The organism is Paenibacillus daejeonensis DSM 15491, assembly GCF_000378385.1.
Classification (GTDB): domain Bacteria; phylum Bacillota; class Bacilli; order Paenibacillales; family Paenibacillaceae; genus Paenibacillus_D; species Paenibacillus_D daejeonensis.
The window spans coordinates 47,220-73,611 of record NZ_KB899674.1; the positions used below are offsets into that span (position 1 = coordinate 47,220).

Annotated in this window: 14 protein-coding genes; 6 read left to right on the forward strand and 8 right to left on the reverse strand. The window is 54.4% G+C overall.

Going from position 1 to position 26,392, the window contains the following annotated elements:
- Positions 1–499: 499 nt before the first annotated feature.
- The 3 genes from F556_RS0128275 to F556_RS0128285 form a co-directional block, all read right to left on the reverse strand.
- Entirely contained in the window at positions 500–1,078 is a 579-nt protein-coding gene (locus F556_RS0128275; protein ID WP_020620364.1) for a PepSY domain-containing protein, read from the reverse strand.
- A 166-nt stretch (positions 1,079–1,244) separates the two neighbouring features.
- Positions 1,245–7,331, reverse strand: coding sequence for a glycosyl hydrolase 115 family protein (locus F556_RS0128280; protein WP_020620365.1), 6,087 nt, complete (start codon positions 7,329–7,331; stop codon positions 1,245–1,247).
- A 125-nt stretch (positions 7,332–7,456) separates the two neighbouring features.
- The gene (locus F556_RS0128285; RefSeq protein ID WP_020620366.1) at positions 7,457–12,067 is read right to left on the reverse strand and encodes a family 43 glycosylhydrolase; all 4,611 of its coding nucleotides are present in this window, start codon (positions 12,065–12,067) and stop codon (positions 7,457–7,459) included.
- 351 nt (positions 12,068–12,418) lie between these two features.
- On the opposite strand from F556_RS0128285, the gene F556_RS0128290 reads away from it, so the two are divergent.
- The 6 genes from F556_RS0128290 (at position 12,419) to F556_RS35475 (ending at position 19,258) form a co-directional block, all read left to right on the forward strand.
- Entirely contained in the window at positions 12,419–13,363 is a 945-nt protein-coding gene (locus F556_RS0128290; protein ID WP_020620367.1) for an ABC transporter permease, read from the forward strand.
- Between the two features lie 10 nt (positions 13,364–13,373).
- Entirely contained in the window at positions 13,374–14,249 is an 876-nt protein-coding gene (locus F556_RS0128295; RefSeq protein WP_020620368.1) for a carbohydrate ABC transporter permease, read from the forward strand.
- A gap of 35 nt (positions 14,250–14,284) precedes the next feature.
- Positions 14,285–15,877, forward strand: coding sequence for an extracellular solute-binding protein (locus tag F556_RS0128300; RefSeq protein WP_020620369.1), 1,593 nt, complete (start codon positions 14,285–14,287; stop codon positions 15,875–15,877).
- Between the two features lie 173 nt (positions 15,878–16,050).
- Positions 16,051–17,517: a response regulator transcription factor gene (locus tag F556_RS0128305; RefSeq protein ID WP_020620370.1), complete on the forward strand. Its 1,467-nt coding sequence runs from the start codon at positions 16,051–16,053 to the stop codon at positions 17,515–17,517.
- A complete protein-coding gene (locus F556_RS38940; RefSeq protein ID WP_020620371.1) occupies positions 17,499–17,909 on the forward strand; it encodes a CHASE3 domain-containing protein in 411 nt (136 codons plus the stop codon). The genes F556_RS0128305 and F556_RS38940 overlap by 19 nt, the downstream gene beginning before the upstream one ends.
- Complete coding sequence (locus F556_RS35475) at positions 17,906–19,258, forward strand: sensor histidine kinase (protein ID WP_020620372.1); 1,353 nt, start codon at positions 17,906–17,908, stop codon at positions 19,256–19,258. The genes F556_RS38940 and F556_RS35475 overlap by 4 nt, the downstream gene beginning before the upstream one ends.
- Positions 19,259–19,290: 32 nt before the next feature.
- Here F556_RS35475 and F556_RS0128320 read toward each other — a convergent pair whose 3' ends face one another.
- The 5 genes from F556_RS0128320 to F556_RS0128340 form a co-directional block, all read right to left on the reverse strand.
- Positions 19,291–20,874 (reverse strand): response regulator transcription factor, encoded by a 1,584-nt coding sequence (locus F556_RS0128320; RefSeq protein WP_020620373.1) that lies wholly within the window; start codon positions 20,872–20,874, stop codon positions 19,291–19,293.
- Positions 20,871–22,676, reverse strand: a complete 1,806-nt coding sequence (locus tag F556_RS0128325) for a sensor histidine kinase (RefSeq protein ID WP_020620374.1) — start codon at positions 22,674–22,676, stop codon at positions 20,871–20,873. Before F556_RS0128325 ends, F556_RS0128320 begins: the two co-directional genes overlap by 4 nt.
- Before the next feature lie 103 nt (positions 22,677–22,779).
- Positions 22,780–24,417 carry an extracellular solute-binding protein gene (locus tag F556_RS0128330; protein WP_020620375.1) on the reverse strand — a complete coding sequence of 546 codons (1,638 nt, stop codon included), beginning with the start codon at positions 24,415–24,417 and terminating at the stop codon, positions 22,780–22,782.
- Between the two features lie 41 nt (positions 24,418–24,458).
- The gene (locus tag F556_RS0128335; RefSeq protein WP_020620376.1) at positions 24,459–25,331 is read right to left on the reverse strand and encodes a carbohydrate ABC transporter permease; all 873 of its coding nucleotides are present in this window, start codon (positions 25,329–25,331) and stop codon (positions 24,459–24,461) included.
- 15 nt (positions 25,332–25,346) lie between these two features.
- Complete coding sequence (locus F556_RS0128340; RefSeq protein ID WP_020620377.1) at positions 25,347–26,303, reverse strand: ABC transporter permease; 957 nt, start codon at positions 26,301–26,303, stop codon at positions 25,347–25,349.
- Between the last annotated feature and the right edge of the window lie 89 nt (positions 26,304–26,392).

The window sequence follows — 26,392 nt, forward strand, 5'->3', positions numbered from 1 at the left end:
AGGACTTTTTCTAGTCTAACGGACATGAGCGCCGTTATTTCCTCTTTTCTTCTAGTTTCACGCTACATATTAACTAAATAAGCGCGCTGGTGTCCGTTAGCCCAGAAATCACCTCCATATTGACCAAATAAGCGCACCTGTGGCCGTTAGAGCAGAGGAAGGCTTAAAGCAAGAGTAGGTCAAGCAAGGGAGTATAAGCAAGAAAGGGCAAGCTAGCAAGGCCAGGTAAGGTCAATCAAGATAAGGTCAAACAGGTAAGGACAAACAGGAGAAAACTAGCAAGAGATGTCGGTCGTACACGGTAAGCGAGTTGACACCATGTCGGTCGTACACGGTACGCGAGTTGCCACCATGTCGTGTCGACTAGCCAATGACCGCCAACCATTCACGGATCGATGGGGTGTTGCGAGCATGCATAAAGTGGGCAACAAACAGGAATAGCCCCCTGCCGAGCAGGGGGTGTGGTGCGACAAGGGAATGGACTATGGTGGTATCAAACCTAACGATCAACCTGGGTTTTTAAAATATCCCCGGTTTCTGCATCGATTCGGACTTCTGTTTCTTTTCCGTTCTCGCCGGTTTCTACTTCATAATAAGCCCGCCCTGCATCTTGCTTGCGTTCTACGTCACGAAACTCCCCTGCGGCGTGGTCCATGGCAATGGTTACAGCCTGCTGAATGCTGATCGCTGTTGCAGTATAGGGCGTATTGGTGTCCACCTCCTGCTCGACAGACAACACTTCGCCGGTAAGAGCATCCAAATCGATGTCATAATCATGCGTTTCGGTCTCAACCTCTACATCATAATAGAGGGTGTTGCGTTCGTTCTCCAGTTGGATGGACTGCACCCAGCCTACGCCATCGACTTGCTCCAGCGCAAGTCGCTCTACCTCTTCAATCGCCAGAGGCAGCTGCTGCTCCGTTCCCGCTTGGTTCATGGGTTCGGCAGGTGCAGTGGCACCGTTTTGTGGTGTCGCCGATCCTCCCGGGGATTCGGTCGCGCTGTTCGATCCACACCCTACCACACCGCCAATCAGCAATACAGCAATCGCTGTTCCAATTGTTCCTTTGTTTTTCATCCTTCAGACACCCTTTCTCTCCATAAGTTTCAACATCTTGTCTTTGTTTACCCACAATTGCGGAAAAATAGACAGTCCAGGGAGAGTTCAGCAACCACTTCTGAGCAGTAACGCAATGAAACGACTGCGCCGTTCAAGACGGCGCAGCCGTTTCATGTGGACTACTTCAGTAGTTACTGCTGCGATTAGCAATAAACCGTACCAGAATAGTGGCGACTTCTGCCCGAGTGACTGACGCCCCCGGATCCAGGAGATTGCCCGGCTTGCCGTGCAGGATGCCTGTCGCCACCGCCCAATTCATTGCATGAACCGCCCAAGCCGCAATTTCGCCGCTGTCTGCGAAGCTCGTGCTGTCGCCGTCAGCAGCAGGGGCTCCGGCATACCGGTGCAGCAGCGTAACCAGCTGCTCGCGGGAGATGTCCGCGCTTGGCGCACTGCCGTCGCTAATTCCCGCCGCGATCGCCCAATCCTGCGCCTTGCTGTACCAGAGCTCGCCGCCCTCGGTTTCGGTGCCGTCCAACCGGGACAGCACAGTGAAGAGCATGGCGCGGCTCATGGATGCTCCGGGATCGAACCTGCCGGGCTCGGTGCCCCGGAACAGCTCGCGACTGGCCGTGAAGGCAATCGCGCCAGCCGCCCAGTGGCTGCTGCTTACATCGCTGAAGGCGATAGGGTTCTCCATTAGCTGCACCGACAGATCACCACGAGCCAGGAAACTGAGTCCATCCTCGGTCAGCATGGAGGTGCCGAGGATCGTTCGGCTGCCGTCGGCGTCGACGGAGTAAGCGACCGTGAACGATGAAGCGTCTTTCACGGGCAGCTTGATCCAGGCCTGTGTTGTGCCCACCGGCAGTTGAACATTGGCTGTCACTTCTCCCCGAGTACTCGTGAGAATCTCGACCTGCACACCGTTCGATTCCGTGATGAGGGCGCGGCTGCTGCCGTCTGGACGGGTCAGAAGCTCGCTCTTACTGCCATCATGGCCAGTGAAATGCTCCGACAGGGTGCCGTCTTTTTCTCTGATAGCGAGCTTGCGGTCGCCATTGGGCCAGACCGTCGTCTCCGTTATCCTTCCGCTCGTAAGATCCGTGGTGCGGGTCGTCGTACTGCCGTCTGAATTCTGGACAGGTTCTTCCGGTTCAGCAGTATCGGGGGCCGGATCAGGCTCGGCAGGTGGGACCGGACCTACCGGACCTTGCCATCCGCCACCCGTGTTATACACTGCGACAGTTACAGTGCAGGAGGCTGTGTAGCTGCCGTCGGCGGTCGTCGCCGTAATGATGGCAGTACCGACGGAGCGGACGCGAACCAAACCATTGTCGTCCACGGACGCCACCTCCGGATTGGAGCTGCTCCACGTCACATCCAGGTTCGTCGCATCCGCCGGCTCCACCTGAGCGGTGAGCTGTAGCGTGGCGCTGCCATGGTTCGTATAGAGCGTGGCGCTCGTCTGGTTCAGGCGCACGCCGGTGACCGGTTCTGGCTCGGGCTCCGTGGATGGCTCGTAAGGCAGAATCGTCAGCGTCACATGCGGACTCGCTTGATGCGTGTCCGTGGCGCGGTAACGGATCCAGTACGTCCCGGGAGCCAGATCGGTGAGGACGGTCGCATCCGTGCCGACAGGGGTCCAGCTCGCGCCCTCGTCCGCCGACCATTCCATCGCGCCGTTCACCCCCGCGATGCTGCCGTCCCCGGCCGCTTCAGCGGTTTCGTTGCCGGCAGCGAGTCCTTCAGGGGCAATCTTGGCGATACCGGTTATTGTAACCTTGAAGTCGTCATAGTCGATGGATCCACCCGCCATATTATCCAACCCGAACCGCTGGCCCGTCAGCTTTGTTCCGCCAGTGTGGCGGAAGCGGAAGTCTGTTGCTACCGGGACAGGATCATCGTCCATATAGACGGTATAGGTTCGCGCGTCCCAGTTGGCCACCAGTTTAAAGGTGTGCCATTGATTGTAATTGAACTTCTTGACGCTGACCCGATCCGCATTGGATGTGCCTTTGTGCACTTTCATCTCATGTACGCCATTCACATTTTCAAAGGCATTGACCATGGAGTAATTGCCGGTGCCGCTGTCGTTGCGCACCATGGCGCCGTTGGCATACTGAAAGCTGCCGTTGAAGCGGGCCCGGTATTCGATGACGATCCGCTCCTCTCCCGTTGCCTGTACCTCGCCCACATAAGGCAGGAAAAGGTCGGCCTTGCCCGAGGTCGCTGTGGTTGTCAGACGCAGAAACCGGTTCCCGTCCTCCTCCTGCACGGTAGCGGTTGCGCCATTCGTCATACCTTCAATCGAGAAGCCATGGGGGAACTTGCCTATCTCATCACCGGAGAAATCCCGGTAGGCGTGATAGAACACGCCGTCTTCAGTGAGGCGTAAGGATTCCAGCAGCGCGTCCTCTGCAGCCGTCATGGCCAGCAAGGCCTCGTTCGCTTGCTCCTGCGTGACCGTGTTGCTCTGGGCCAAAGCTTCCGCCTGCTCAAGCGCATCCATCCATGCCTCGTAGGCTGCCGGACTGTAGTTGCCGGGACCTGCGGCGACAGGATAGGATATTTCCTTGAGCAGGGCGCGTTTGGCGTCTACCGCAGCTTGGAGGCGCTGGCCTGTAGAGCTTTCGGTCCTCAGAGACGGGATCCAGCTGGCATCGGTTGGCGTCTCGGCCCCCTGTGTCAGATAGATGCGATCAATCGATAGGCCGTCTTCACGCATCCACAGGCTGAAGGCATGTTCATCCGCGGAATCAACCGAAACCTTGCCTACGTTCTTCCAATGCCATTTCTCATCCAGCGAGTTGGAGAAGAAGACGTCCGTCGAGAAGTCGCCATTGCTGCCGTTTAACCCGCCCCGGATGGAATCGGAGGCATTGTCCACGTAGCGCCATCGAACCCAGACCTGATAGGTGCCGGTCGTACCAAACTGAATCTTGTAGGTCAACTCAGGACTGTAGACCGGGAATTCATGAAGCTCTGACCATTGCCCGCCCAAATCAGGAAGGCGCATCGCCATGCCCGTATCGGATTGCGTCAGACGCCAGACGTTGGGGAGCTTGCCCGGCACCTCGGGTGCCTTATCCTGTTTGGAGACGGTATAGGCCTTCATGTCCCCGGTAATTTGACTTTCTGATTCGAGCACATGCTCCATGGCATATTCAGCTTCCAGGCTGACCTGACCGCCCGCTTCCACAAAAGCTCCAGCTCCCCAGCCCGCCGGGATGTTCTTGGGTTCAGCCGGTACAGACACCCAAGGCAGCAGATCAATGCCAGGGTGGACCACAGCATTAAACTGAGGATGATAGCTTTCGTCAGGGCCCAGCTCAGAAGGGATAACCCCATCCGGCCCCGTGTACAGCACCAGCTTGTCGATCATGATGAAGTTATCGACCATCCATAGTTTGATGGTATGCTTGCCTGATGACAGGGCTGGCAGATCCACCACATGCTTCTCGATCATATGGAACAGGTTGTTCACCCATACAGTGCCTTGGCCTTCATCGGCGGCCTCCGACTCTACGACAATCGGCGCCTCGTTATCGACAGATATGGCAAAGCGTACCTTTCCCTTCGAGTTCAGCGTAGGGATCCGGTAGATCTCCAGCGGGAATGATCCCGAGGAAGTCAGATGGATGTCATACTCCAGGCTGGGTGAAGCCGCAACGATTGCCGTCTCGTCCACTGCGCCCAGGTCAGGTGCATAGGCGCGCATCACGTCCCCGCCGAAGGCCCGCCCGAGGTTGCGGATGGTCTGCCAGGTTCGGTCGCCGTTCGAGTTGAGCCGGCTGTAGTGCTCGGCTTCTATTGAGACGTAGCCGTCCGCCTCCACATAACCAACGATTTCAGACAATACCAGCTCCGGATTCTCAACAGTGATCTGAATCGTCTTGTTCATGCCCGTATCCGCATCGGTAATGACAATGGCCGCCGTCTCACCTTGGTGGGCCTCGATTTGTTCGATGCCGACCCGGATGCGTATCTCATCACTTACCGTTCCAGAGTCTGCAGTCAGCCGAACCCAAGGCTGGTTGGCGACAGCCGTCCAGTTGAAGCTGCCGGCTCCCTTGTTGTAGATCAGGATGAACTTGTCGCTTGGATAGTAAGGGGAGAAGACGAGTCGAGAGCTCTCCTGGGGCAGCTTCTCGCCCTCTACGATGACACCCATAGCCGGTTCCTTCAGTACCAAAGCCGGTGTGCCGGCAGGCAACTGGTTGATCACGGGCGGCGGTGCATGCTCAGGATCGATAAAGCCTTTCCATTTGCCGTCAGCCATGGTACTGTAACGTTCAATCTCCGCTTTCTTTGCCAGGTCCGCTTCTTGCGATAGTCGGAGGAACGTATCGGCAGAAGTCATCCGGCCCTGATCAAATGCCAGATTGCTGCGGTCGGCATAATAAAACGCTTGGTTCACATAATAGGCCCAGTTTATCTTGGCTTGCAGCATCTGATAGAAGCTTAGTCGTTGCCCTTCGGGCAAGGCGTCATAGATCGCTGCGGCGCGTTCGAACAAGTCCTGGTAGACAGCCAGGCGCCGTGAGCTTTCATCGCCGAAATGCGTCTGATTGAATAGTCCCACCTTCATATGCTCCAGCTTGCGAACATTGGTATGCTGGTAGAAGGCTGTGAGAATCGCCGCCGCCTCGTCGCTGTGCTGATCGCCGAAGTGCTCGCCCATCCAGTCCTTCAGGAATTGCTCGGGCTGGTTCTTATAGCGCTCTACATTCCAGCCGTAACGAAGGAAGAAGGTCATCTCGGCTTCCTGCGGCTTGATATCGCCAATATTCAGAATCCAGGATTTGCGGATATTATGCTCCCAGGATTTGCTGAGCTGCTCGCCGATCAGAGCAAGCGGGATCGAATTGAGCCACATGTAGCTCTGATCGACAGGAGCCCAGTACGACACGTGATAATAGAGTCCGTGTCCGCCCTGGCGTGCGCGTTCGCCAGCATCCGGCATCGTCCGCATAATACCGTGATTGTCGTCGCACCAGATGACAGTTACATTGTCAGGCAGATCGAAAGTGGGGTGATTGTAGATCGGCAGCACTTCCTTATAGGGGATGAGTGCCTGAAACGATTGGTCGTAGTTGTGCTGGCCCAGTACCTCGAGGAGCAGACGCTGCTGTTCCCGGATGATTTCATTCATCAGTCCGGCCTTGCGTGTCTCCAGATCATCGCCCAGGTACTGATAGGCGGGCTCCATAATGTTCTTCACATTGAAAGGCTCGTCATGAATGCCCCGCATCCCCAGCGTCCATTGGGCTTCGGTATCCTTGTGACGTTCGATGTTTTCCCGCCAGTATTGCAGAACAGCGGCTTTACTCACCGTAAAGTCATATTGAATCGTGTCGTGAGGCACGCCTTGCTGGGCGGCATAGGCCCTTTTCCAACTATCCCATTCGTGCGTGTTCGTCCGCAACAGCATATCCGGGTGGCTGGAGCCCAGGACGATACCGTATTGCTGAACCAGATCGATGTTGCCCGGGACATTGTTGATAGAGTTGACATGCATGGCTGCCCAGAGATAGTTGCCCTTCAAGCGCAGGATCAGCTCGAGAATGTGGGCATACGTTTGCGGGCCCATCGTCTCGGGATCTCCGAGCACCTCTTTGGCCCAGCGGCTGAGCTTCTCCTCATCGTTGAGGAACACGCCCCGGTACTGCACATCGGGCATATCGATCACAGACGTGTCGGCAGCGATATAGACCTCGCTCTTCGTTTGGATTGCAGCGTCGGCAAAATAATACCAGGGGCTCACACCCATCCGTTCCGACAATTCGTATACGCCAAAAACGGCACCGCGGACATCCGAGCCGACAATGACTAGCGTGTTGGCGTCTATTGTCTTGATCAAGTAGGCTTCCCATTCATCCTGAATGGCGCTCACTTCATCAGGCGTGATCCGGCCCTCAGCGATTAGCGATTGAATTGCGTTGCTGTCCCCCAGGGTGCCCACGATAATGACTGGACCGGACGGCAGTTCGGTCTCGCTGCTCATAAGGGAGTCCAACTGCGTGACCCGCTGAATATCCGCCTGCAAATCCGCAACGACGCGCTGCACCGGTGCTTCTTCGGCGGCGTCTACCCATATCGTCGCAGCAGACCCGTTTGCAGCCAGCGGGAAATCACCGCCGTTCTCCGTCTCCGCAACCCATGATGCGTCATCTGCCAACGTCTCGCTGGCTGCATAAGTGGGCAGCATGCCGGCGACCAGGGCTACCATGAGCAGCACGGCGACCATACGTCTTGTATGTCTAATCATTATGGCTCACCTCATTTGTTGGATTAGTGGCCTCAACCCGCACAGAAAACGGACCCTGAGCAGCATGTTGCATCGTCTTGGCTCAGGGTCCGCAGGTGTGAAGATCGACAATACACAAGATTCGGTTACATCATCGCAACGATAAACCGTACCAGAATAGTGGCGACTTCTGCCCGAGTGACTGACGCCCCCGGATCCAGGAGATTGCCCGGCTTGCCGTTCAGGATGCCTGTCGCCACCGCCCAATTCATTGCATGAACCGCCCAAGCCGCAATTTCGCCGCTGTCTGCCAAGCTCGTACTGTCGCCGTCAGCAGCAGGGGCTCCGGCATACCGGTGCAGCAGCGTAATCAGCTGCTCGCGGGAGATAGCGGCGCTTGGCGCACTGCCGTCGCTAATTCCCGCCGCGATCGCCCAATCCTGCGCCTTGCTGTACCAGAGCTCGCCGCCCTCGGTTTCGGTGCCGTCCAACCGGGCCAGCACAGTGAAGAGCATGGCGCGGCTCATGGATGCGCCGGGAGCGAACCTGCCGGGCTCGGTGCCCCGGAACAGCTCGCGACTGGCCGTGAAGGCAATCGCGCCAGCCGCCCAGTGGCTGCTGCTTACATCGCTGAAGGCGATACGGTTCTCCATTAGCTGCACCGACAGATCACCACGAGCCAGGAAACTGAGTCCATCCTCGGTCAGCATGGAGGTGCCGAGGATCGTTCGGCTGCCGTCGGCGTCGACGGAGTAAGCGACCGTGAACGATGAAGCGTCTTTCACGGGCAGCGTGATCCATGCCTGTGTTGTGCCCACCGGCAGTTGAACCTTGGCTGTCACTTCTCCCCGAGTGCTCGTGAGTATCTCGACCTGCACACCGTTCGATTCCGTGATGAGGGCGCGGCTGCTGCCGTCTGGACGGGTCACGAGCTCGCGCTTACTGCCATCCTGACTGGTGAAGGTCTCTGATGTCGTGCCGTCGGTTTCTTTTGTAATGACCTGGCGGTCGCCGTTTGGCCACGAGGTAATCTCCGTCACCGCACCGCTCTCAGGGTCGGTTGTAATCGTAGTCGAACTGCCGTCCGCATGCTGGACGGGTTCTTCCGTCTCAGCCGGATCGGTATCATTGCCAGGCTCGGGTCCAACAGGCGGCCCTACAGGACCATTCCATCCCCCGCCTGTACTGTAGACAGCGGCAGTCACCGTAGAGGTGGCTGTATGGCCGCCCTCATCCGTAGTCACCGTAATGACGGCAGTGCCGGCGGCATGAACGCGCACGAGCCCTTGGGCATCAACTGACGCGACGGCCGGGTTGGAGCTGCTCCACGTCACCTCCCGGTTCGTGGCGTCGGCGGGCTCCACATGGGCGGTGAGCTGCACGGTGGAGCTGCCGTGGTTGGTATAGAGCGTGGCGTTCGTCGGGTTCAGGCGCACGCCCGTGACGGAGACGGGCTGCTCAGACGGCGTGTATGGCAGCACCGACAGCGCCACATGCGGACTCGCTTGATGGGTGTCTGTGGCGCGGTAGCGAATCCAGTACGTCCCGGGCGCCAGATCGGTCAGAACGGATTCATCGTCTCCGAAACGCAACCAGTTCGCCCCTTCGTCTGATGACCATTCCATCGCCCCGTTCAGCCCGGTAATCTGTCCGTCCTTGGCATCTTCAGCCGTTTCAGGGTTGACGGTGAGGCCTTGCGGGGCAGCTTTTGCACCTCCGGTGATCAACACCCTGAAGTCGTCGAAGTCAATCGAGGCGTTGGCGTAGCCGTCGATGCCGAAGCGCTGGCCGGTCAGCTTCTCGCCACCGGTATGGCGGAAGCTGTAGTCGGTGGCGACCAGAGTATCGTCGATGTAGACACTGTAGGTTTTGGCATCCCAATTGGCCACCATTCGAATGTCATACCATTTGTTCAGAACAGCATCCTGGACCCTGGTCTTGGTGGAAGGGCCATTCTGGACGATGATCTTGCCTGTATCAAAGGCTGTAACCATCGAATAATTGCCTGTGCCGCTGTCATTGCGCACCATGGCGCCATTAGCGTATTGGAAGCTACTGTTCAGTCTGGCCCGGTAAGCGATAACGATGCGCTCATCCGGACCGGCATGTACTTCACCGGCAAACGGCAGGAACAGGTTGGCCTTGCCCGAGGTTGCTGTGGTCGTCAGACGCAGGAACCTGTTGCCGCCTTCCTCCTGCACCGCAGCGATTGCACCATTGGTCAAATCCTCGGTGGTAATGCCATAAGGATACTTGCCTGTCTCATCGCCGGAGAAATCCCGGTAGGCGTGGTAGACCACGCCATCCTCGATGAGGTTCAGTGAGTCCAGCAGCGCGGCTTCGGCATCATCGAGACGAACGACCGCCTCTTCGAACTGCCCTTCCTCCAGTTCAGCCTCGGCGGACAGCGCTTCGGCAACATCCAGCTCGGTGAGGAGGGCATCGTAGGCCGCCTGACTATAGTTGCCCAATCCGTCACCTAGCGGGTAGGAGAAGTTCATGACCCTGCTGCGCATGATGGAGACGAGCTCATCGAGCCCCCAGCTTGGCAGTACTTCTACTTGCGCTTCCGCAGGAATGCCAGCTTCCTTCAGAAGACCATATACCTGAACCGTACCGAGGGAGTTAAAGTCCACACCCTGCAACTTCCAGGTGACCTCGGCCATCCCGGTCACGCCATCCTGACCTGTCACTGGAATCTCTCCAGGCAGCTCGGGCACCCTGCCGGAAGGCGTCTTCGCAAGCACGGGAGGAACCTGAATCTGCGACGCGTCGGGGTCAGCTGCAACCGTCAGTCTAAACGATGCTTCCTTGCCTTCGTACGCTGCGGTAATGACCGACTCTCCGGGCTGAAGAGCCTGGACGAGGCCGTCCTCTGTCACGGCAGCTACTTCGGGGTTGCTGCTGGCGACAGTGGCAGCGCCAGTAATATCCACCACTTCATAATCACTGAAGTGTGCGGTAAGCCGCAGCGGCTGACTGGATTGCCCGCTGACCAAGAGGGGCTTCAGGCCGCTGAGGACGATGGACTGGAGGGCTGGCGCTTGCTCAGCGACGGTTATCGTTGCTGTCGCTGTATGGCCTCCGTAGCTTGCCGTGATGACGGTGCTGCCCGGGCCGACTGCCCGAACCGTGCCGGTGGACGGATCGGTCACCTCAACCACCTGGTTGTCGACGGGGACCGAGTACGTAACACCGCCAGCAACAGGCTGGACGGGAGCTTCGGATCCGGGATCTGCAGCCAGCTCCAGCACCGGGGGCAAGGTGCGGGTTTCAGTGCGTCCCAGTGTATATCCCGGAGCGTCGAAGGCTATGCCTTCAACAGGGCCGATGACATCCAGACTATCGATCTCGACATGGTGCTCACCTTTGAGGAAACGAATCGAATTGTCCCCCGGCTTCAGATGAACTCTGGCGGTGGAGACGCCCCAGTGATTCCAGCCGGAATAGACAGCGTTCAGTCTGCCGCCGGAGCCGCCGTTCACGGACAAGATGAGGTGCGCTGTTCCGCCACTCGCCGAACCGTTGGCCGTGCGGGCGGACATCGTATAGAAGCCTTCGTTCTGTACATTGACGTTGAATTCGACAACATCTCCACCCTGATCGATAGGGGAGATCTTCATCCCGCCGGAAGCGGTGGCCTCCCTGCGGACGGAGGGGCCAGTTCCGCTGAGGGGATCCTTCACCAGCCTCGCTTGCTCGGCCTCATAACGCTGCCGCGATGGCTCGCCGGAGGGGATGGCGATCGGAGCATTGGGATCGACAGGCACGCCCAGGTTCGGTGTATCGTCTGCATTCCAGGTGAAGGCCTGAGCCCGGATGCTGCGGGTCCAGCCTGAGCTCTGCCAGCGTGCGGCGTGGTAGAGAAGCCAGTCCTCGCTGCCATCGGGCGAGGTAGTGAGGCTGTGATGGCCTGGCCCATAGACACCGTTGGCGGTAGAGAAGATCGGTTCGCTCTTCTTGTTCCAGGATGCGGGATCCATCAGATCATCACTGATGTCGGCCGTGATTAGTCCGAGGCAGTAGCTGTCCGTCCAGCTGCCGTTGGCCGAGTAGACCAGGTTAATGGTGTTGCCCCGGATATTGACCTGGGGACCTTCATTAATTCTGGCAGGGGAGCTCTCCCAGTCATATTCGGACTCCGAGATCAGCACGCGCTCCGAGCTGATCGTCCACGGGTTACTCATCTCGGCAATATAGAGATTCTGAAAGCTGCCGTCTGTGTTCTCCCAGCCGGACCAGAGGAAGTACAGCTGATCGGCTACCTCCAGCACGGTACCATCGATCGCCCAGCGATCGGATGGGTCGGTAATCTTGCCCTTGAAGGTCCAGGTACCGGTCAGCGGATTGTCGCTGTCATTTTCGAGGACGTACATGCGGTGGTTGGCATTGGTACCATTGTCGGCAGCGAAGTAAATGTACCATTTACCTTGGACATGATGAATTTCCGGCGCCCAAATGTTGGAGCTGTACATCGTGCCTCTGGGGGGTGTCCAGGCCACCATCCTGTCACCGCCCTCCAGGCCAGTAATGGTTTTGGAGCGCCAGAGTGTAACGTTACCGCCAGTTGTGTGCGTGTAATAATAGTAGCCGTCTGTGTGCTTGTAGACCCAGGGGTCGCCGCCGTTCTGAAAGAGAATATTATAGAAATTCGACACCCCGGGTGCATCCGCTGCCGCCACCGTTCCGCCCCATTGGGGCAGCATGAGTATCACAGCAAGACCTAGCAGCAGAGATCTGAATTTATTTCTCAACATGTACAATCCTCCCTGGAATCATGTCTTGTTTGGTTCAACTCCGATTGCCAAAAAATGTTCCACCTCCTTTAGCCTTAAGCGCCATTTAAACCGCTTTCATATTTCTTTGGACTCAGATGGGATAGGTTTACTGGCTATGGTGCTCATTCTACCTTTCGGATACATGATAAAAAATGTACGATCTTAAATTGTTTTTTGTATCCAGTTTAGGTCGAACTAAAGTGAGTACAAAGATCCATTTAAGATAATCCATTTTTATTGTGGAAGCGCAAGCGTAAACTTAGGTACGAAAGCACGCAACTGCCACTCGTCAGGAGAAGACACCCTATCGAACGAAAAAGGAGGATACTTGTGAAAGCGGTTCCCGAAACGTCCGTCGTCCGGACCAAACGAAAACGAAAGCTGTTCTCCAGCATCAGACGCGACGTGCTGCTCTACGTGCTGCTGCTGGTGCCATTGACGTATATCGCCATTTTCAGGTACGGCCCAATCTATGGTGTATTGATGGCTTTCCAGGATTACAACATCTTCCAGGGCATTAGCGGCAGTGAGTGGGTGGGTCTTGATGTCTTCCAGTTCATCTTCGAACAAAAGAGCTTCTACCGCGCCCTGAAGAATACGCTGGTACTGAATACGCTGGACCTGGTCGTCGGCTTCCCGGCACCGATCCTACTGGCCATTTTACTTAATGAGCTGTGGCACACCCGATTTAAGAAGCTTGCCCAGTCCGTGCTGTATCTGCCGCATTTTCTCTCCTGGGTTATTATTGGCGGGATGGTCTATCTGATCTTCTCCACTGGAGGGATCGCCAATAGTCTGGTAACGAGTCTGGGGTTGAACGAGATTGAATTTCTCTCCCGCAAGAACAATTGGATCGTCCTGTACGTCCTTGTCGGCGTCTGGCAGAATGTCGGTTGGGGCACGATCATCTACCTCGCAGCGCTGGTCGGTATCAATAAGGAACTGTATGAGGCGGCGGCAATCGACGGCTGCACCCGGATCCGCAAAATCTGGCATATCACGCTTCCGGGTATTAAGCCGACGATCATTATTCTGCTGATCCTACAGATCGGCCGGATGGTGTCGATTGGTTTTGATCGTCCGTATGTGTTGGGCAACTCGCTGGTCAGCGAATATTCCGACGTCATCAGTACCTATGTGTATCGGATCGGCATCGGGGCGGGGGACTTCTCCCAGGCGACGGCAGTCGGTTTGTTCCAGTCGGTGGTGGGACTGATCTTCCTGTTAACTGCCAATTACATCACCAAAAAAGTCGGGGAACAGGGCATATGGTAGGAGGCGAGCTATGTTAACTCATCGAAAAACCGGGCTGACGGATCTGGCCATCATTGGTTTTATATCTCTCGTAGCGCTGACTTGCCTAGTTCCATTCCTTTATATGATTGCGCTTTCTTTTAGTTCAAATAATGCAATCATATCGCAAAAGGTCGGGCTGTGGCCTGTTGAGTTCACCTTAGATACGTATAAAGCGATTTTTCGTGATGCCGAGATGCTCTACGCATTGGGGTATACAATTGTGCTAACCGCTTTGTTTACGCTCACGTGTATGGTTGTCACCATCTGCGCAGCGTACCCGCTCACCAAGAAACGGCTGAGGGGACGGACCTTCTTCCTGGCCATCATGGTCGTGACCATGTACTTCAGCGGCGGCCTGATCCCGGATTATATTCTGGTGAAGAACCTCCAATTAATGAATACGATGGGCAGTTTGATTCTGCCTGGGGCAATGAGTGTGTTCTACATGATTATTCTCAGAACGTTCTTCTCCTCCCTTCCTGACAGTCTGGAAGAGTCCGCAGCTATCGACGGCTGCAGTGAGCTGGGCATTCTGGTACGTATCGTCCTGCCGCTCTCGATGCCCGCGATTGCGACCTTGAGCTTGTTCTATGCGGTGGACCGCTGGAACGGTTTTCAGGATGCCCTCTTCTATATCACCGACAAAAATCTGTATCCGATGCAGTTGAAGCTGTACCAGATCATTACCGAGAGTCAGCAGCTAGACAACCAGCAGCAAGGGGAAGGAGGCTTCGGGGCTCATATCGTACCCGAGTCACTCAAGGCAGCCAGCGTAATCTTCGCAACCGTTCCGATTCTGCTGGTCTATCCGAAACTTCAGAAGTATTTTGTCGATGGCATGATGCTCGGAGCCATTAAAGGCTGAGTGTATACAACGAAACCTAAAGGAGAGGGTTATCCATGAAACGAAAATCTTGGTTATCTTACGTACTGGCATTGTCTTTAATGATGAGTCTGCTAGCCGCATGCAGCGGCAATACGGCCAATGAGCCGCAGTCTTCCAACACGCCGCAGACCTCGGATACGCCGTCGGAGCAGTCGGCAGAGCCGCCGGTGACGCTGACGGTTGGCATCTTCGACAGAGGGATCCAGGGGCAGCCGGATCTCAACAATAATACGTGGACGAGATACATTAACGAGAATTTCGGCAAAGCGAATAATGCGATCGTCAAATTCGTGTCCATTCCCCGGTCTCAGGAAGTCGACAAGTTGAACGTTCTGATGGCAGCCGATGAGGCGCCGGATGTGTCATTTACTTATGACGGTGCAACCGTATCAAGATACGCCAAGATCGACGGAATTATGGAGCTGGATGATCTGCTGGAGGAGCACGGCCAACAGCTTAAGGCATACCTGGGTGAAACGGTACTCGCCTACGGCGTATACAACGGCAAGCAGATGGCGATTCCCGCCAAGCGCACGGCGCTGGCCTGGAACGGACTGTTCATCCGCAAGGACTGGCTCGACAAGCTGGGCCTGCCGGCGCCGACCAACCAGGAGGAGCTCTATAATACGCTGGTGGCATTCCGCGATCAGAATCCAGGCGGCGTGGACGGCGTAATCCCTTGGGGCGTGGCGGCTACCGGTATGAACTACACCTTCGGCAACTTGGCGGAGTCCTTCTGGGAGGAGCAGACGGAGGAGGAGTTCGTGACGATCCCCGGCTGGCTGCGCCCGGGCAACAAGGACTATCTCCGGTTCCTTAACAAGCTCTATAACGAGAAGCTCATCAGCCCGGATTTTGCGCTGGACAAAACTGCGCAGCAGGCCGATGCGGACGTCACTAACGGCAAGGTCGGCTTCTTCGGTGCCAACTGGGATTACGCGCTCCGTCAGCATATTAGTGAGCCGCTGAAGGCCAATGTCCCGGAGGCGGAATTCCTGCCGATCGACACCTTCAAAAACTACGAGGGCAAATACAAAAAAGTCGCCTACAACGAAAATGGTATCAATGTGATCATTCCGAAAAGCAGCAAAAACGCCGAACTGGCGATCAAATATTTGAACTGGATGGCCGATCCCGAAGTGCTGTTCTTCCTGCAATTCGGTGAGGAAGGGATCAATCACGAGATGGTGGACGGCATCCCGCAGGCGGTCAATCAGACGGGCGACAACATGCAGACCAGCTATCTGAATCTCGATTATACGCTCGTGGTCAACGGCGTCGAGCTGGGCGATGAGGAGAAGAACGTCAAGGCGCTGGCGATCTCGGCGCCGGGGCTGGAAGGGCTCGCCGAGTTGTCCTACAAGATCAATACGACCGATACGTACACCCATTATTTCTATGAGACGCCCAACGAAGCCAGCATCAAATTCGGCAAAACGCTCGGTGATCTGAACAAGCAAATGACGGACCGCCTCATTGTCGCCAAGCCGGCCGAGTTCGATAGCCTGTACGATCAGTTGGTTGCCGAGTACATGGAAGCGGGCGGGCAGGCCGTTATGGAAGAGAACATCAAGCTGTATCAGGCGCAGGAGCAATCCAAAAGCTAGTAGCCAATGAGTCGCTGCCTTCAGCCAGAATCAGACGTTGGACCCCGCAGCATAGGCGTTGCGGGGTCTAACCCCTTTGAAGAGCACAAATAAATGATTGGGATGATATGGTAATGCGCGCGCAATGCGCGTAAAATGAAAAAGAGACATCCTGATTCTAGAAGGGGGTACTCATGTATCGTGTACTGATTGTCGATGATGAACCTTGGGCGATAAGAGGCATACGCAACGCCTTTAACTGGAGCAAATACGGGTTTGAAATTACGGGTGAGTTCACGAGCCCTCGCAAAGCCTTAGAAGCCATCTCCGAACAGAGTCCCGATCTGGTCATTACCGATATCCAGATGGGCGAGATGTCGGGGCTGGAGCTCATCCGTCTCACACGGGAGCAGGACATGGATGTTGGCTTCGTTGTTGTAAGCGGATACTCTGAGTTCGCCTACGCACAGGAAGCGTTGAGGCTAGGTGCGCTGGATTATTGCCTCAAGCCGATCGACATTGAGATGACAGATCGGTTGATCGACAAGCTGGCGCAGCAGCTCAGCCAGAAGCAAAGCATGCGAAATCATCTGATGCTGGAGGCGCTCACTGGGCCGGACAAAACGGAGCTTCGGCGGTTTACCACGTTTTTTGAAGACGAAGGGAATATCTTCTATCGCGTCGTTATGCTACATGCAGTGGGCGCTGAGCAGCCAAGCTCCGAGCTTGCCGGCTATGACCGGGAGAGAACGCTGGCCGTCGCTTTTGGTGCCAAGAAAGCGCTTTATATTCTAAAGAGCGAAGCTCGGGCCGAACTGGAGCGGGTCAATGAAGCTGCGCTTGCCGGCATGGTGTCGCGAGTGGCAGGAATCAGCAGTATCGGCGACAACAAGGAAGCGATAGCCAAGCTGATTAAGGAGGCGGATCTGGCCGCCTCGTGTTTATTTATTCACGAAGAACATGGAGTCTTCCCCTACGAATCGAGGCTGACGATGGTCAAGCCGTTTATCGACGAGCTCCCTTCGCTTATTCAAGAGAAGACGCAGGAGGATATCGATGCATTCGTCAACCGGCTCCAGGCGCACTTCAGACAGCATGGCTTGGGCATGGGCGAAGCGGTGTACTTGTGGAATCAGACCGTTGGCGTGCTGATGGGCTCCTACACCGAATTATTGGAGGACATGGAGCTAGAATTTTTGAATTATGTCGAGCTTCAGGAGCGTTTTGAGCATTTCGAGTCGCTGTGCGGCTTCATCTATGACGTGCTGGTCTATATCAAGCAGATGAGCCGACCGCTGGACCATGACGGTACCATTCAGTCGTGTTTCCTGCAGATGGTACAGCATATCGACCACAATTATCAGCAACGATTGTACCTGAAGGAGCTGGCTGCGCAGTTCCATGTGAACCAGGTGTATTGCTGCCAGCTGTTCAAGAAGCTGCTCGGCCAGACCTTCTCGGAGTATGTAACCGAGCTGAGAATCCGCAAAGCGTGCGAGTTGCTGGAGCAAAGTCCATTGTCCATTGAAGAAGTGGCGGCCAGGGCGGGGTACATCGATTATTATTATTTCAACAAAGTATTCAAAAAACAATGCGGGATTACACCGGCCAAATATCGAAAAAGACGCCTGGAGGGAGTCGCGTGCAGCTCAGCAAATTAAAACTGAAGCATCAGATTTTATTTATCTTTCTGCTCGCGATTTTCTTGTTTATGATGATGGAGATCTATTTCTACTACAGTTTTTATCATCTGACACAGAAGCGCGCGGCCAATTACGGTCATACCATTATTGAGCAGACGCGCCAGAAAATCGATTCGGTCTTCGATGATATCATTGTCAGCACAAATATTGTGGTGAGCAACAAGAAAATTCAGGAGTTCACGATTGCTGAGGATAATTACAAGCGGAACATCGAGATCGGCACATATGTCATCGATCTGATGGATTATATGCGTTCCTTTAATTCATACGTGAGTGGCATCATTATTAGTGACAGCAAGGGCAGACGTGTGTTCAGCTCGTCGCCCGCCAGCAGCGAGGTTTTTTTTTGAAGCCGTACGATGACTTCATGCGTCATTACAGCCAGCAGGAAGGCTCGGACGGCGGCATCTTCACACCGCTGCTCCGGCACGATCAGACGGAGGCGGAATATTTCTTCTATGTCACGCCGATTATCGAATCCATTGGCGGAGTTCATTTTTTGCAAAAAACCGGTTATTGCTCCGTCATGGTCAATACCAGCAAGCTTCAGGAGCTGGTGGAAAACACGGAGCTGACGCCAAACTCGACGTTGTCGATTCTGAACAGTCACAATGAAATCATTGCTTCCAACCGACCAGCGGAACATGACGGAATGGCCGATGAGCAGCAATGGAAAACGCAGGGCGGAGAGGATGTCATCGTCCAGCGATCCGATCTGGAGCTGGCAGACGGCTGGAGTATTGTGAGCCGGATCCCGGTGCGGGAGCTGACGACGGACATGCAAGCCATCAAGCGAGTCAGCATCATAGCTGGTATCGGTATGACGCTCAGCATGATGCTGCTCGGCTACTACTTCTTGAACAGTCTCACCCGGCCGGTCATGGGATTGGTGGCGGATATGCGCAAGATCGGCGCCCGAGAGCTGGGCTATCGGGTCAAGGTTCGCTCGACCAACGAAGTCGGTGCGCTGGCTTACGATATTAACCACATGATCGAAAATATGGAGATGATGACGCGTGATATCTTCCATACCCAGGCCCAACTCTATGAGTTGAAATTAAGTAAAAAACAGGCCGAATTCTCTGCCTTGCAGAGTCAGATTAATCCTCATTTCCTCTATAATACGCTGAATTGTATTAGCAGCATCGGACTCGAATACGGCAGCCGGGAGATTGCCCAGATCACCTCGTGCATGTCGAGGATCTTCCGATACAGCATCAAGCAGGATGAACTGGTGTCGATCCGTGAAGAGGTTGGGTGTGTCCAGGACTACATGCATATCATCTCCATCCGATATGAGAACCGGTATGCGATGGAGGTGCGGATGGATAAGGCCGTAGCGGAGCTGAAGACGCCGAAGATGATTCTCCAGCCTCTCGTTGAGAATGCCGTCTACCACGGGCTGGGCAGCAAGGAGTCGGGGGAAGGGGTACAGGTGATTGGGAGCTTCAATGAACAAGGTGATGTATGCTTCCGGATCATCGATTCCGGCAGAGGCATCGCCGATGAGGCACTGGCGAGTCTCAGAGCCAAGCTGGCGTCTGCTCCGGAAGCTTCGGAGAGCGCGTCCGGGAATAGCATCGGACTGAGCAATATCCACGCCCGAATCCGACTGCTCTTCGGAGACGCCTATGGCGTGAGTGTCGAGAGCCGACTTGGAGAAGGCACGACTGTCGTCGTCACTATTCCGAGCATTTAGCACGGCTGCGACGCGAGACGGTATCCATTCTATTATTTTGAGGTTCGGGAGCGCATGTCATCATCGCATCGGTCCGATGTGGCCATCTGCTTTCGGTATTCCTTCGGGGATCGGCCTTCCGTTTTGTTGAACACATATGTGAAGTAGTTGGAATCATTAAAGCCTACGGCTTCAGCGATTTCAAAAATCTTCATATCGGTGCTGCCTAGCAGGAGTTTCGCTTTTTGCATACGCAAGGTTTGAATGAATCCGGTGACGCTGTCGCCGGTTTCTTTCTTGAATAGGTTGCTAAAGTAACTGGGATTGAGATGAACATGAGCTGCTACCTCTGCCAAACCGCAGGTCTCCATATATTTCTCCTGCATAAACCGTATGGCTTGTTTGACGGGATTGTCGTTTTTGCTGGCAAGCCAATCCTGATGGGCATTCAGAAACTCGTGGATATAGACGTGTAGCCAACTTGTTAGTCTTTCGGATGTATCGCATACGTAGGCGCTTTCCCACTCGATGGAGCGAGAGGCCATTCGCCATTCGGGAAACTGTACCTGTACGAGCCGAACGAGGGCGGTTGCCAGGAGAATCGCTTGAATTTTGGCATGTTGCAGAGGCAACGCTTGGATGCGCATGGCTTGTTCCTGCAATCCTGTACTCAGTTTGGTGTTATCTCCCGACATGAGCCAAGAGACGATCTGGTTCTCTACTTCATGCAGGGCGGTTGGTTGGAGTATCGAACCATGTATAGATTGGGAATCCATATCTGCGCTCTGGATGGCTCCTACACCATATTGCTCGTATACCTGGTGCAGCTCCTTCGCAGTACGGGAACGTCCTTGCCCACTGCATACGATCGTCAGCTTCAAATAATAACGGACCGACTCGGAGAGGAGCTGCAGCCACGAGGGAGAGAGCGAGGCGGCAGCGCTTCGATCAACAATCAGAGCCCATTGGGAGACGTTCAAAGCAATCAGGCGATAGCCTTCACCAAACCATTGTTGAACATGCTCTCTTACAATATTAACGATGGCAAACTGCAAAAGGGGGATATCCTGAGCGCTGTACAGCTTATCCGGGGAGCTATAGGCGGCAACGGTAAGAAAATAAACCTCCCCCACCTTCATCCGGCCCAGCAAGGTCTCTACCTCGTCGGAATTGTACGAGGTACCGATTATGGCGGATCGCAGCTGACTGTCTTCATGCTGGTGCTTCCATTCCTCCATCAGCCGTTGCGACTGATGCTCTTCGAGTAGACGAATATAGGTCCTGTCGAGAAGGCTTAAGATATCGGCTTCGACGCAGGGCTTTGTAATGAAGTCGAGTACCCCGAATTTCAGGGCAGACTGCGCATAGGCAAAATCCTTGAACCCGGTAATGACAACAACTTTGGTTTTCCAGCCGCGGCTTCTGATTTCTTTGGTCAACTGCAGCCCATCCATACGGGGCATGCGGATATCAGTAATAAGCAAATCCGGAATAGAGCGCTCCATCTCCGACAGGGCCGCCTGACCATTGGCGGCCTCTCCGACCACGATCCACTCGGTGGACCGTTTGTCAGCAAGCTTCAGCAATCCTTTGCGGAAGTTAGGTTGGTCTTCAGCGATAAACAGCGTGCCTTTCATCCCATTTCCTCCCCTGTATCCTCTGACCGTGTCGTTTTCTTGGGAAGCATCATGCGGATGGTTGTCCCCTTCCCCAAGGTGCTGATAATATCTACCCCATAGGGAGCGCCGTAGACCAACTCAATGCGCCGCAGTACGCTTTGCATGCCGATCCCCGTGCGGGAGTTATCCGGTTGTTCTTCCTTGTTCAGCAAGGCATGACGCGTGCTTGCATCAATGCCGCTTCCATTGTCCGTTACTTCCAACAGCAGCAAGTCGTCCCGCAAGACAGCCTTAATAAGCAGCACGCGGTTGCTCTCCATGTCCCTAAAGGCATGTACGAACACATTCTCCACGACAGGAAGCAGCAAGCATCGCATCATCTGCAAAGACAATAAAGACTCCTCGACTTGAATATTCGTCTCAATTTCTCCGGTAAACAGCTCTGTCTGGATGGTCAGGTAATTACGGACCTGATGCAGCTCTTCTCCCAGTGTTGTATCGGTCTGGAGGGGCTGAAGGGAATACTTCAGCATTTCCGAGATGGCGTTAATCAGATGAGCGGATTCCAACTGATCGTCGCTGTACAGCTTCCAGTACAGTTCGTTGAACAGGTTATGCAGATAATGAGGATTCAACTGGGCCTGGATTGCCTTCAATTCCGACTCCCGCTGGCTGATCTGGGCCAGATAAACTCTATTAATGAGGGTACCCACCTGCTCCGCCATCTGATTAAAGCTCTCCCCGATATAGCCCAGCTCGTCGCCGGAGCGCACGTGGATTCTCGCCGAGAAATCGCCCCCGCGCAGCCTGCGCAGCCCCTGCATTAAATCGGCAAGGGGAGAGAGAAGGGTGCGGGAAGAAATCGTAATCAGCAAGGCGCTAAGCACGACGATGCCGATACCGGCCAAGGCGAAAATTTGAATAATATCTTTATTTTTTCTTTGAATCTCCTGCAAGGAAACGCCGCCGAGCAGCGTAAAGCCCGCCGACTCGAGACGATGGCGGACGAATAGATACGTAATTCCTTCCATCGAGGCATATTGGGGATCGGCAGTTCCTATCAGATCCATAAGCTGGTTGGTTTCCTCTGGATTGGTATTGGCATATAGCAGGCTCCCCTCAGGCTCGAGCAAGAGCACCTTGCCGTTTTTTTTCAGATCGGACAACACCTTGCTCACAAAGCTCTCCTCCAGTACCATCATCATGGTCCCATAGGGAACGAGCTTGTCATTGAGCATTCGTCTGGCGGCAATTAGAACCGTTCTGCGTCCGCCCGGATCGATCGTGCTGGGCAGACTGGCCCTGGCCCAGACCAGATTCCCCCGGTGGGCGTGCAGTCGGTCCATGATCTTGGACAGCTGTGCAGCGTCCGGCGTTTCGGAGGCGCCGCTTCTGGAGACAATCGCCAGGGCTTCATTTTCATTGAACAAATAGACGGCGCGAATTGACGGCGCATCCACTTGCAGCGTAGTCAGCTGCTCCTCCACATATTTGCGGTTTTTATATTGCGTAAACAGCTCATCTTCAAAGGAGACACTCTCTCGCACGAAGCTCTCAATCGAAGGGTTCAGGATGATGGACTGGGATACCCGGTTGACTTCCTGTATGGTCAGCTCCAATCGGGCCAACGCCTGCTCGTTGGCAATGGAGAACTGCTTGCTGATTTCATCCTCCATTAATTCTACATTCACCTTATACACCAGCCATCCTGCCAATGCAAAGGCAATGGTGACCATGCAGGAGAGCAGGACAATGAGTTTGATTTTAAAGCTTCCTCTGATGCTCTGAGCAACCGCTCTTGGCCAGCCCGCGGGATTCAACCCGAACACCCCCTCGATTTCATGACGTAAATATAAGCAATAAACTTGGCCCGGCGCATGCCGGACCAAGTTGTATCTGTGCTTATGTCTGGCAGGCGCCGGACTATTTCAGTTGCGAGCGTACCATCTCCAGCACATCCTTGCCCAGGAAGGCCGTGTCTTTATTTTCCTGATACCATTCGTCCATGAAGGCCTCGATCTGTTGGCCGCCGCCTTTTTCCCAAGCCGTCTGTGCATCGGCTATCGCCTGCTCGGCCGAATACTTGGCACCGCCAATGATTCCTTTCACCAGAATATCACTTACTTCTTTCCCTACATTCGTATTGATGACCACCAGCTCGCTTGGCAGGACCGGCATATGCTCATAGTGCGAGAGGGCGGGATATTCGGCTTCGGGATCAAGCAGGAATTGATCAGCTTCCCGCATCATTTCCAGACCTGCTTTCTGGTCGGGATCATTGATGTCGAACGCAGCTTCGGAGGTCAAATATTCATTTTGTGGCAGAGAGTAGAACATGGTATAGTCTGCGGCCCAGTCCACTTCTTTCATGTTCTTATCGTGATCAATGACTTTGAGACGGCCATCGGCTTCCTTGATCCAATGCTCGCCCTCCATGCCTTTTCTCAAGGTCAGTACGTTGTCCTTTTGAAGCATGAAGTTCAGATATTCCATCGCCGCCTGAGGATTTTTGGCAGCTGCATTGATGACGGTAGTCATCTGAATCGGATTGGTCACATGATGTACGAATTGTCCCATAGGCGATACCGGCTGCTTCATCGGGGCAATTTCTGCATCCGGCGCACTTTTCTTGATCGTCCTGATGTCCGTAACCGTTTGCTCGAACCAATTGGTGATTGCCGGGGGGAGATAGACCCCCATTTTGCCATTCAGGTAATCCTGCTTGGCCTTGGCGCCGTTCTGGTCCGCCAGATAATCACGGTCGACAAGTCCTTCCTCGAATAGCCGTTTCTTGAATTTCAACGCTTCGAGCGCATTGTCCCAACTGCGGACAACCCGATCATCTGCTGATATTTTCCACCCGTTTGAGCCGAACATGGAATCCACCATACCGCCTGAGGTATAGCTCATATTAATACCGTAGGTGTCTTTTTTGCCATTGCCGTCAGGGTCCTGTTCAACAAAGGCCTTTAGGACAGTGTACAGCTCTTCTGTGGTCTGGGGAATCTCCAGATTCAGTTTATTCAGCCAATCCATGCGGATAAAAGCTACGCTCTGCAAATGGGGCTCATTGATCTTGCCGATCTCGTAGAGCTTGCCATCCGGCTTGGTGCCCACTTGACGGAGCTGCGGATATTGCTCCAGCAGCTTTTCATATTCGGGAGCGTACTGAAGAAGATCATCCAGCGGCAGCAGCTGCTTCTGCTTATACAATGAGTCTCGGAAGCCGGTGTCATAATCATTGACAATATCCGGCGCAGTGCCCGAGGCGAACATGACGTTCAGCTTATTCACCGCCTCCGAACGGAGCACCGGCACGAATTTCACTTCTACTGGCGAATGCTCGTTCATCCAGGCTGTCCAGCGGTTGTCCTCCAGTGTACCTTCTGATGCGGGAATGTTGCCACGGTCATAGACGGAAGCCGTGATTTTGGGCTTTGCGTCGCTGGTCTGCGCGCCTTCTTTTGGCTGGCTGCAGCCTGCGACCACGCTCATTGCGAGCGCAACCGATACAACAGATGAGCCGATTTTTTTGTACCGTCTGAATGTTGGATTACTCATAGTACGAACACCCCTCGTTATGATATAGGAATACCTGTCTGTCATCCCTTAATGGAGCCAAGCATAATGCCTTTGACAAAATACTTCTGAAGGAACGGATACACGGCCAGCATCGGTACGACCATCACCATGACGCCAACGGCCTTCATCTTCTCGGAGATCAACTGCTGCTGCTGCACCATATCCATAGACATCATGTTGGACATGCTCTGCATTTGCAGCATGCTCTGAACGATGACGGGAAGATTTTGTAGTTCTGTCCGATTGATATACAGGATGACATTCATAAACATGTTCCAGTAACCAACGCCGTAGAACAACGTCAAGGTGGCCAGCATGGGCAGCGACAGGGGCAGCACGATGCGTACAAGCAGCTTAGTTTCGCCGCAGCCGTCCATTTGGGCCGACTCCAGGACTTCAACCGGGATGTTTTCAAAGTAGCTTTTCATAATTAGCATGTTGTAGGTGCTGACCAGTCCGACGAACCACAAGGACCAGAACGTGTTAGTTAAATGTAGGTTGTTCATGACCAGATACGTGGGAATCATGCCCCCGCTGAACAGCATTGTGAACAGAGCCGCCAGAGTGATGGGCTTACGTGCATACAGATAGCGCTTGGATAGCGGGTAAGCGGTCAACACCGTAACCAGCATACTCAAGGCCGTCCCTACCAAGGTGATGATTAAGCTGTTATTGAAGGCGCGCCATGCCGGTGTGTTCTCAAAAAAATAACGGTACGCTGTAAAATCGAGCCCCACCGGCCATAGCCATACACGTCCTAAGTCTACCGCTTGCCCCTCGCTTAAGGATAATGCGATCAAATGCAAGAAGGGAAGAATGCAGGTGAGCGAGATCACAATTAAAACGGTATGAATGAAGGTGCTGAGTAGGCGTTCGCCCATAGATTCTTTCACGACATGTTCCCTCCCCTAGAATAACCCTTGATCGAATTTTCGGGCCAGGGCATTGGCTGACAAGACAAGAATCAGCCCGACAAGAGATTCGAATAACCCCATTGCAGTCGTTAGGCTGAACTGGGCTTGCTGCAGCCCGACTTTGTATACGTAGGTACTGATAACTTCCGCTTTTTCCAGGACGGTGGGATTCTGCAGGTTATACACCTGATCGAACCCGACCTCCATCAGTCGTCCCATACCAAGAATCAGCAGCAGGATAATGGTCGGTCTCAGGCCAGGCAGTGTGATATGCCAGATCTGCCTTAGCTTCCCCGCGCCGTCCAATCCTGCGGATTCGTACAGACTCGGATCGATGGCGGAGAGGGCGGCCAGATAGATAATGGCGCCGAACCCCATTTCCTTCCACATGGCCGACCCGATAAAGATTGTAACCCAGGAATCCGTGCGGTACAGAAACGGGATGGGTTCAACCCCCCATTGCGCGAGCAGCTTGTTGAGGGTGCCGCCATCAATAGAGAACAAAGTGAGGACGATACCTGCTACGATGACCCAGGACAGAAAATGAGGCAGGTAGATAATGGTTTGAATCCAGCGCTTCAACCAGCTTTTCCTCACTTCATTAAGGGCAATGGCAATGATGATTGGCGCTGGAAAGCCGAAGATCAGGTTCAACACGCTCAGGTGAAGCGTATTCCAGATGATCTGCAGCGTGGCGCTGGACTGGAACAGAATCTCAAAATACTTGAGTCCCGCCCAGGGACTGGACAGAATGCCATCGTAAAAATTGTAATCCTTGAAAGCGATGACAAGTCCGCCCAGGGGCAGATACCGAAAGATGAGGTAATACAGAATTCCCGGGACAAGCATGAGAAACAGCGGCAGGTTTTGCCTGAACCGTTTTCTTTCGTAGAAGGCTTGTTTGGCTTGCGGTTCCCTGTCCGTATCGGCAACGGCAGGAGTAGGAGTCATGGTCTCCCCTTCTTCCTCTGGCGTATTTTGGTTGGGATGGAAACAATGTATCATGGACCTTCATAGGCAAACCTTAAGAATCTCTAGGT

Bases quoted from the DNA above. Each gene is read 5' to 3' on its own strand.
- F556_RS0128295 (WP_020620368.1), top strand. From the start codon at position 13,374: ATGTTAACTCATCGAAAAACCGGGCTGACGGATCTGGCCATCATTGGT.
- F556_RS0128330 (WP_020620375.1), bottom strand. From the start codon at position 24,417: ATGAGTAATCCAACATTCAGACGGTACAAAAAAATCGGCTCATCTGTT.
- F556_RS0128340 (WP_020620377.1), bottom strand. From the start codon at position 26,303: ATGACTCCTACTCCTGCCGTTGCCGATACGGACAGGGAACCGCAAGCC.
- F556_RS0128300 (WP_020620369.1), top strand. From the start codon at position 14,285: ATGAAACGAAAATCTTGGTTATCTTACGTACTGGCATTGTCTTTAATG.
- F556_RS0128305 (WP_020620370.1), top strand. From the start codon at position 16,051: ATGTATCGTGTACTGATTGTCGATGATGAACCTTGGGCGATAAGAGGC.
- F556_RS0128320 (WP_020620373.1), bottom strand. From the start codon at position 20,874: ATGAAAGGCACGCTGTTTATCGCTGAAGACCAACCTAACTTCCGCAAA.
- F556_RS0128275 (WP_020620364.1), bottom strand. From the start codon at position 1,078: ATGAAAAACAAAGGAACAATTGGAACAGCGATTGCTGTATTGCTGATT.
- F556_RS0128280 (WP_020620365.1), bottom strand. From the start codon at position 7,331: ATGATTAGACATACAAGACGTATGGTCGCCGTGCTGCTCATGGTAGCC.
- F556_RS0128285 (WP_020620366.1), bottom strand. From the start codon at position 12,067: ATGTTGAGAAATAAATTCAGATCTCTGCTGCTAGGTCTTGCTGTGATA.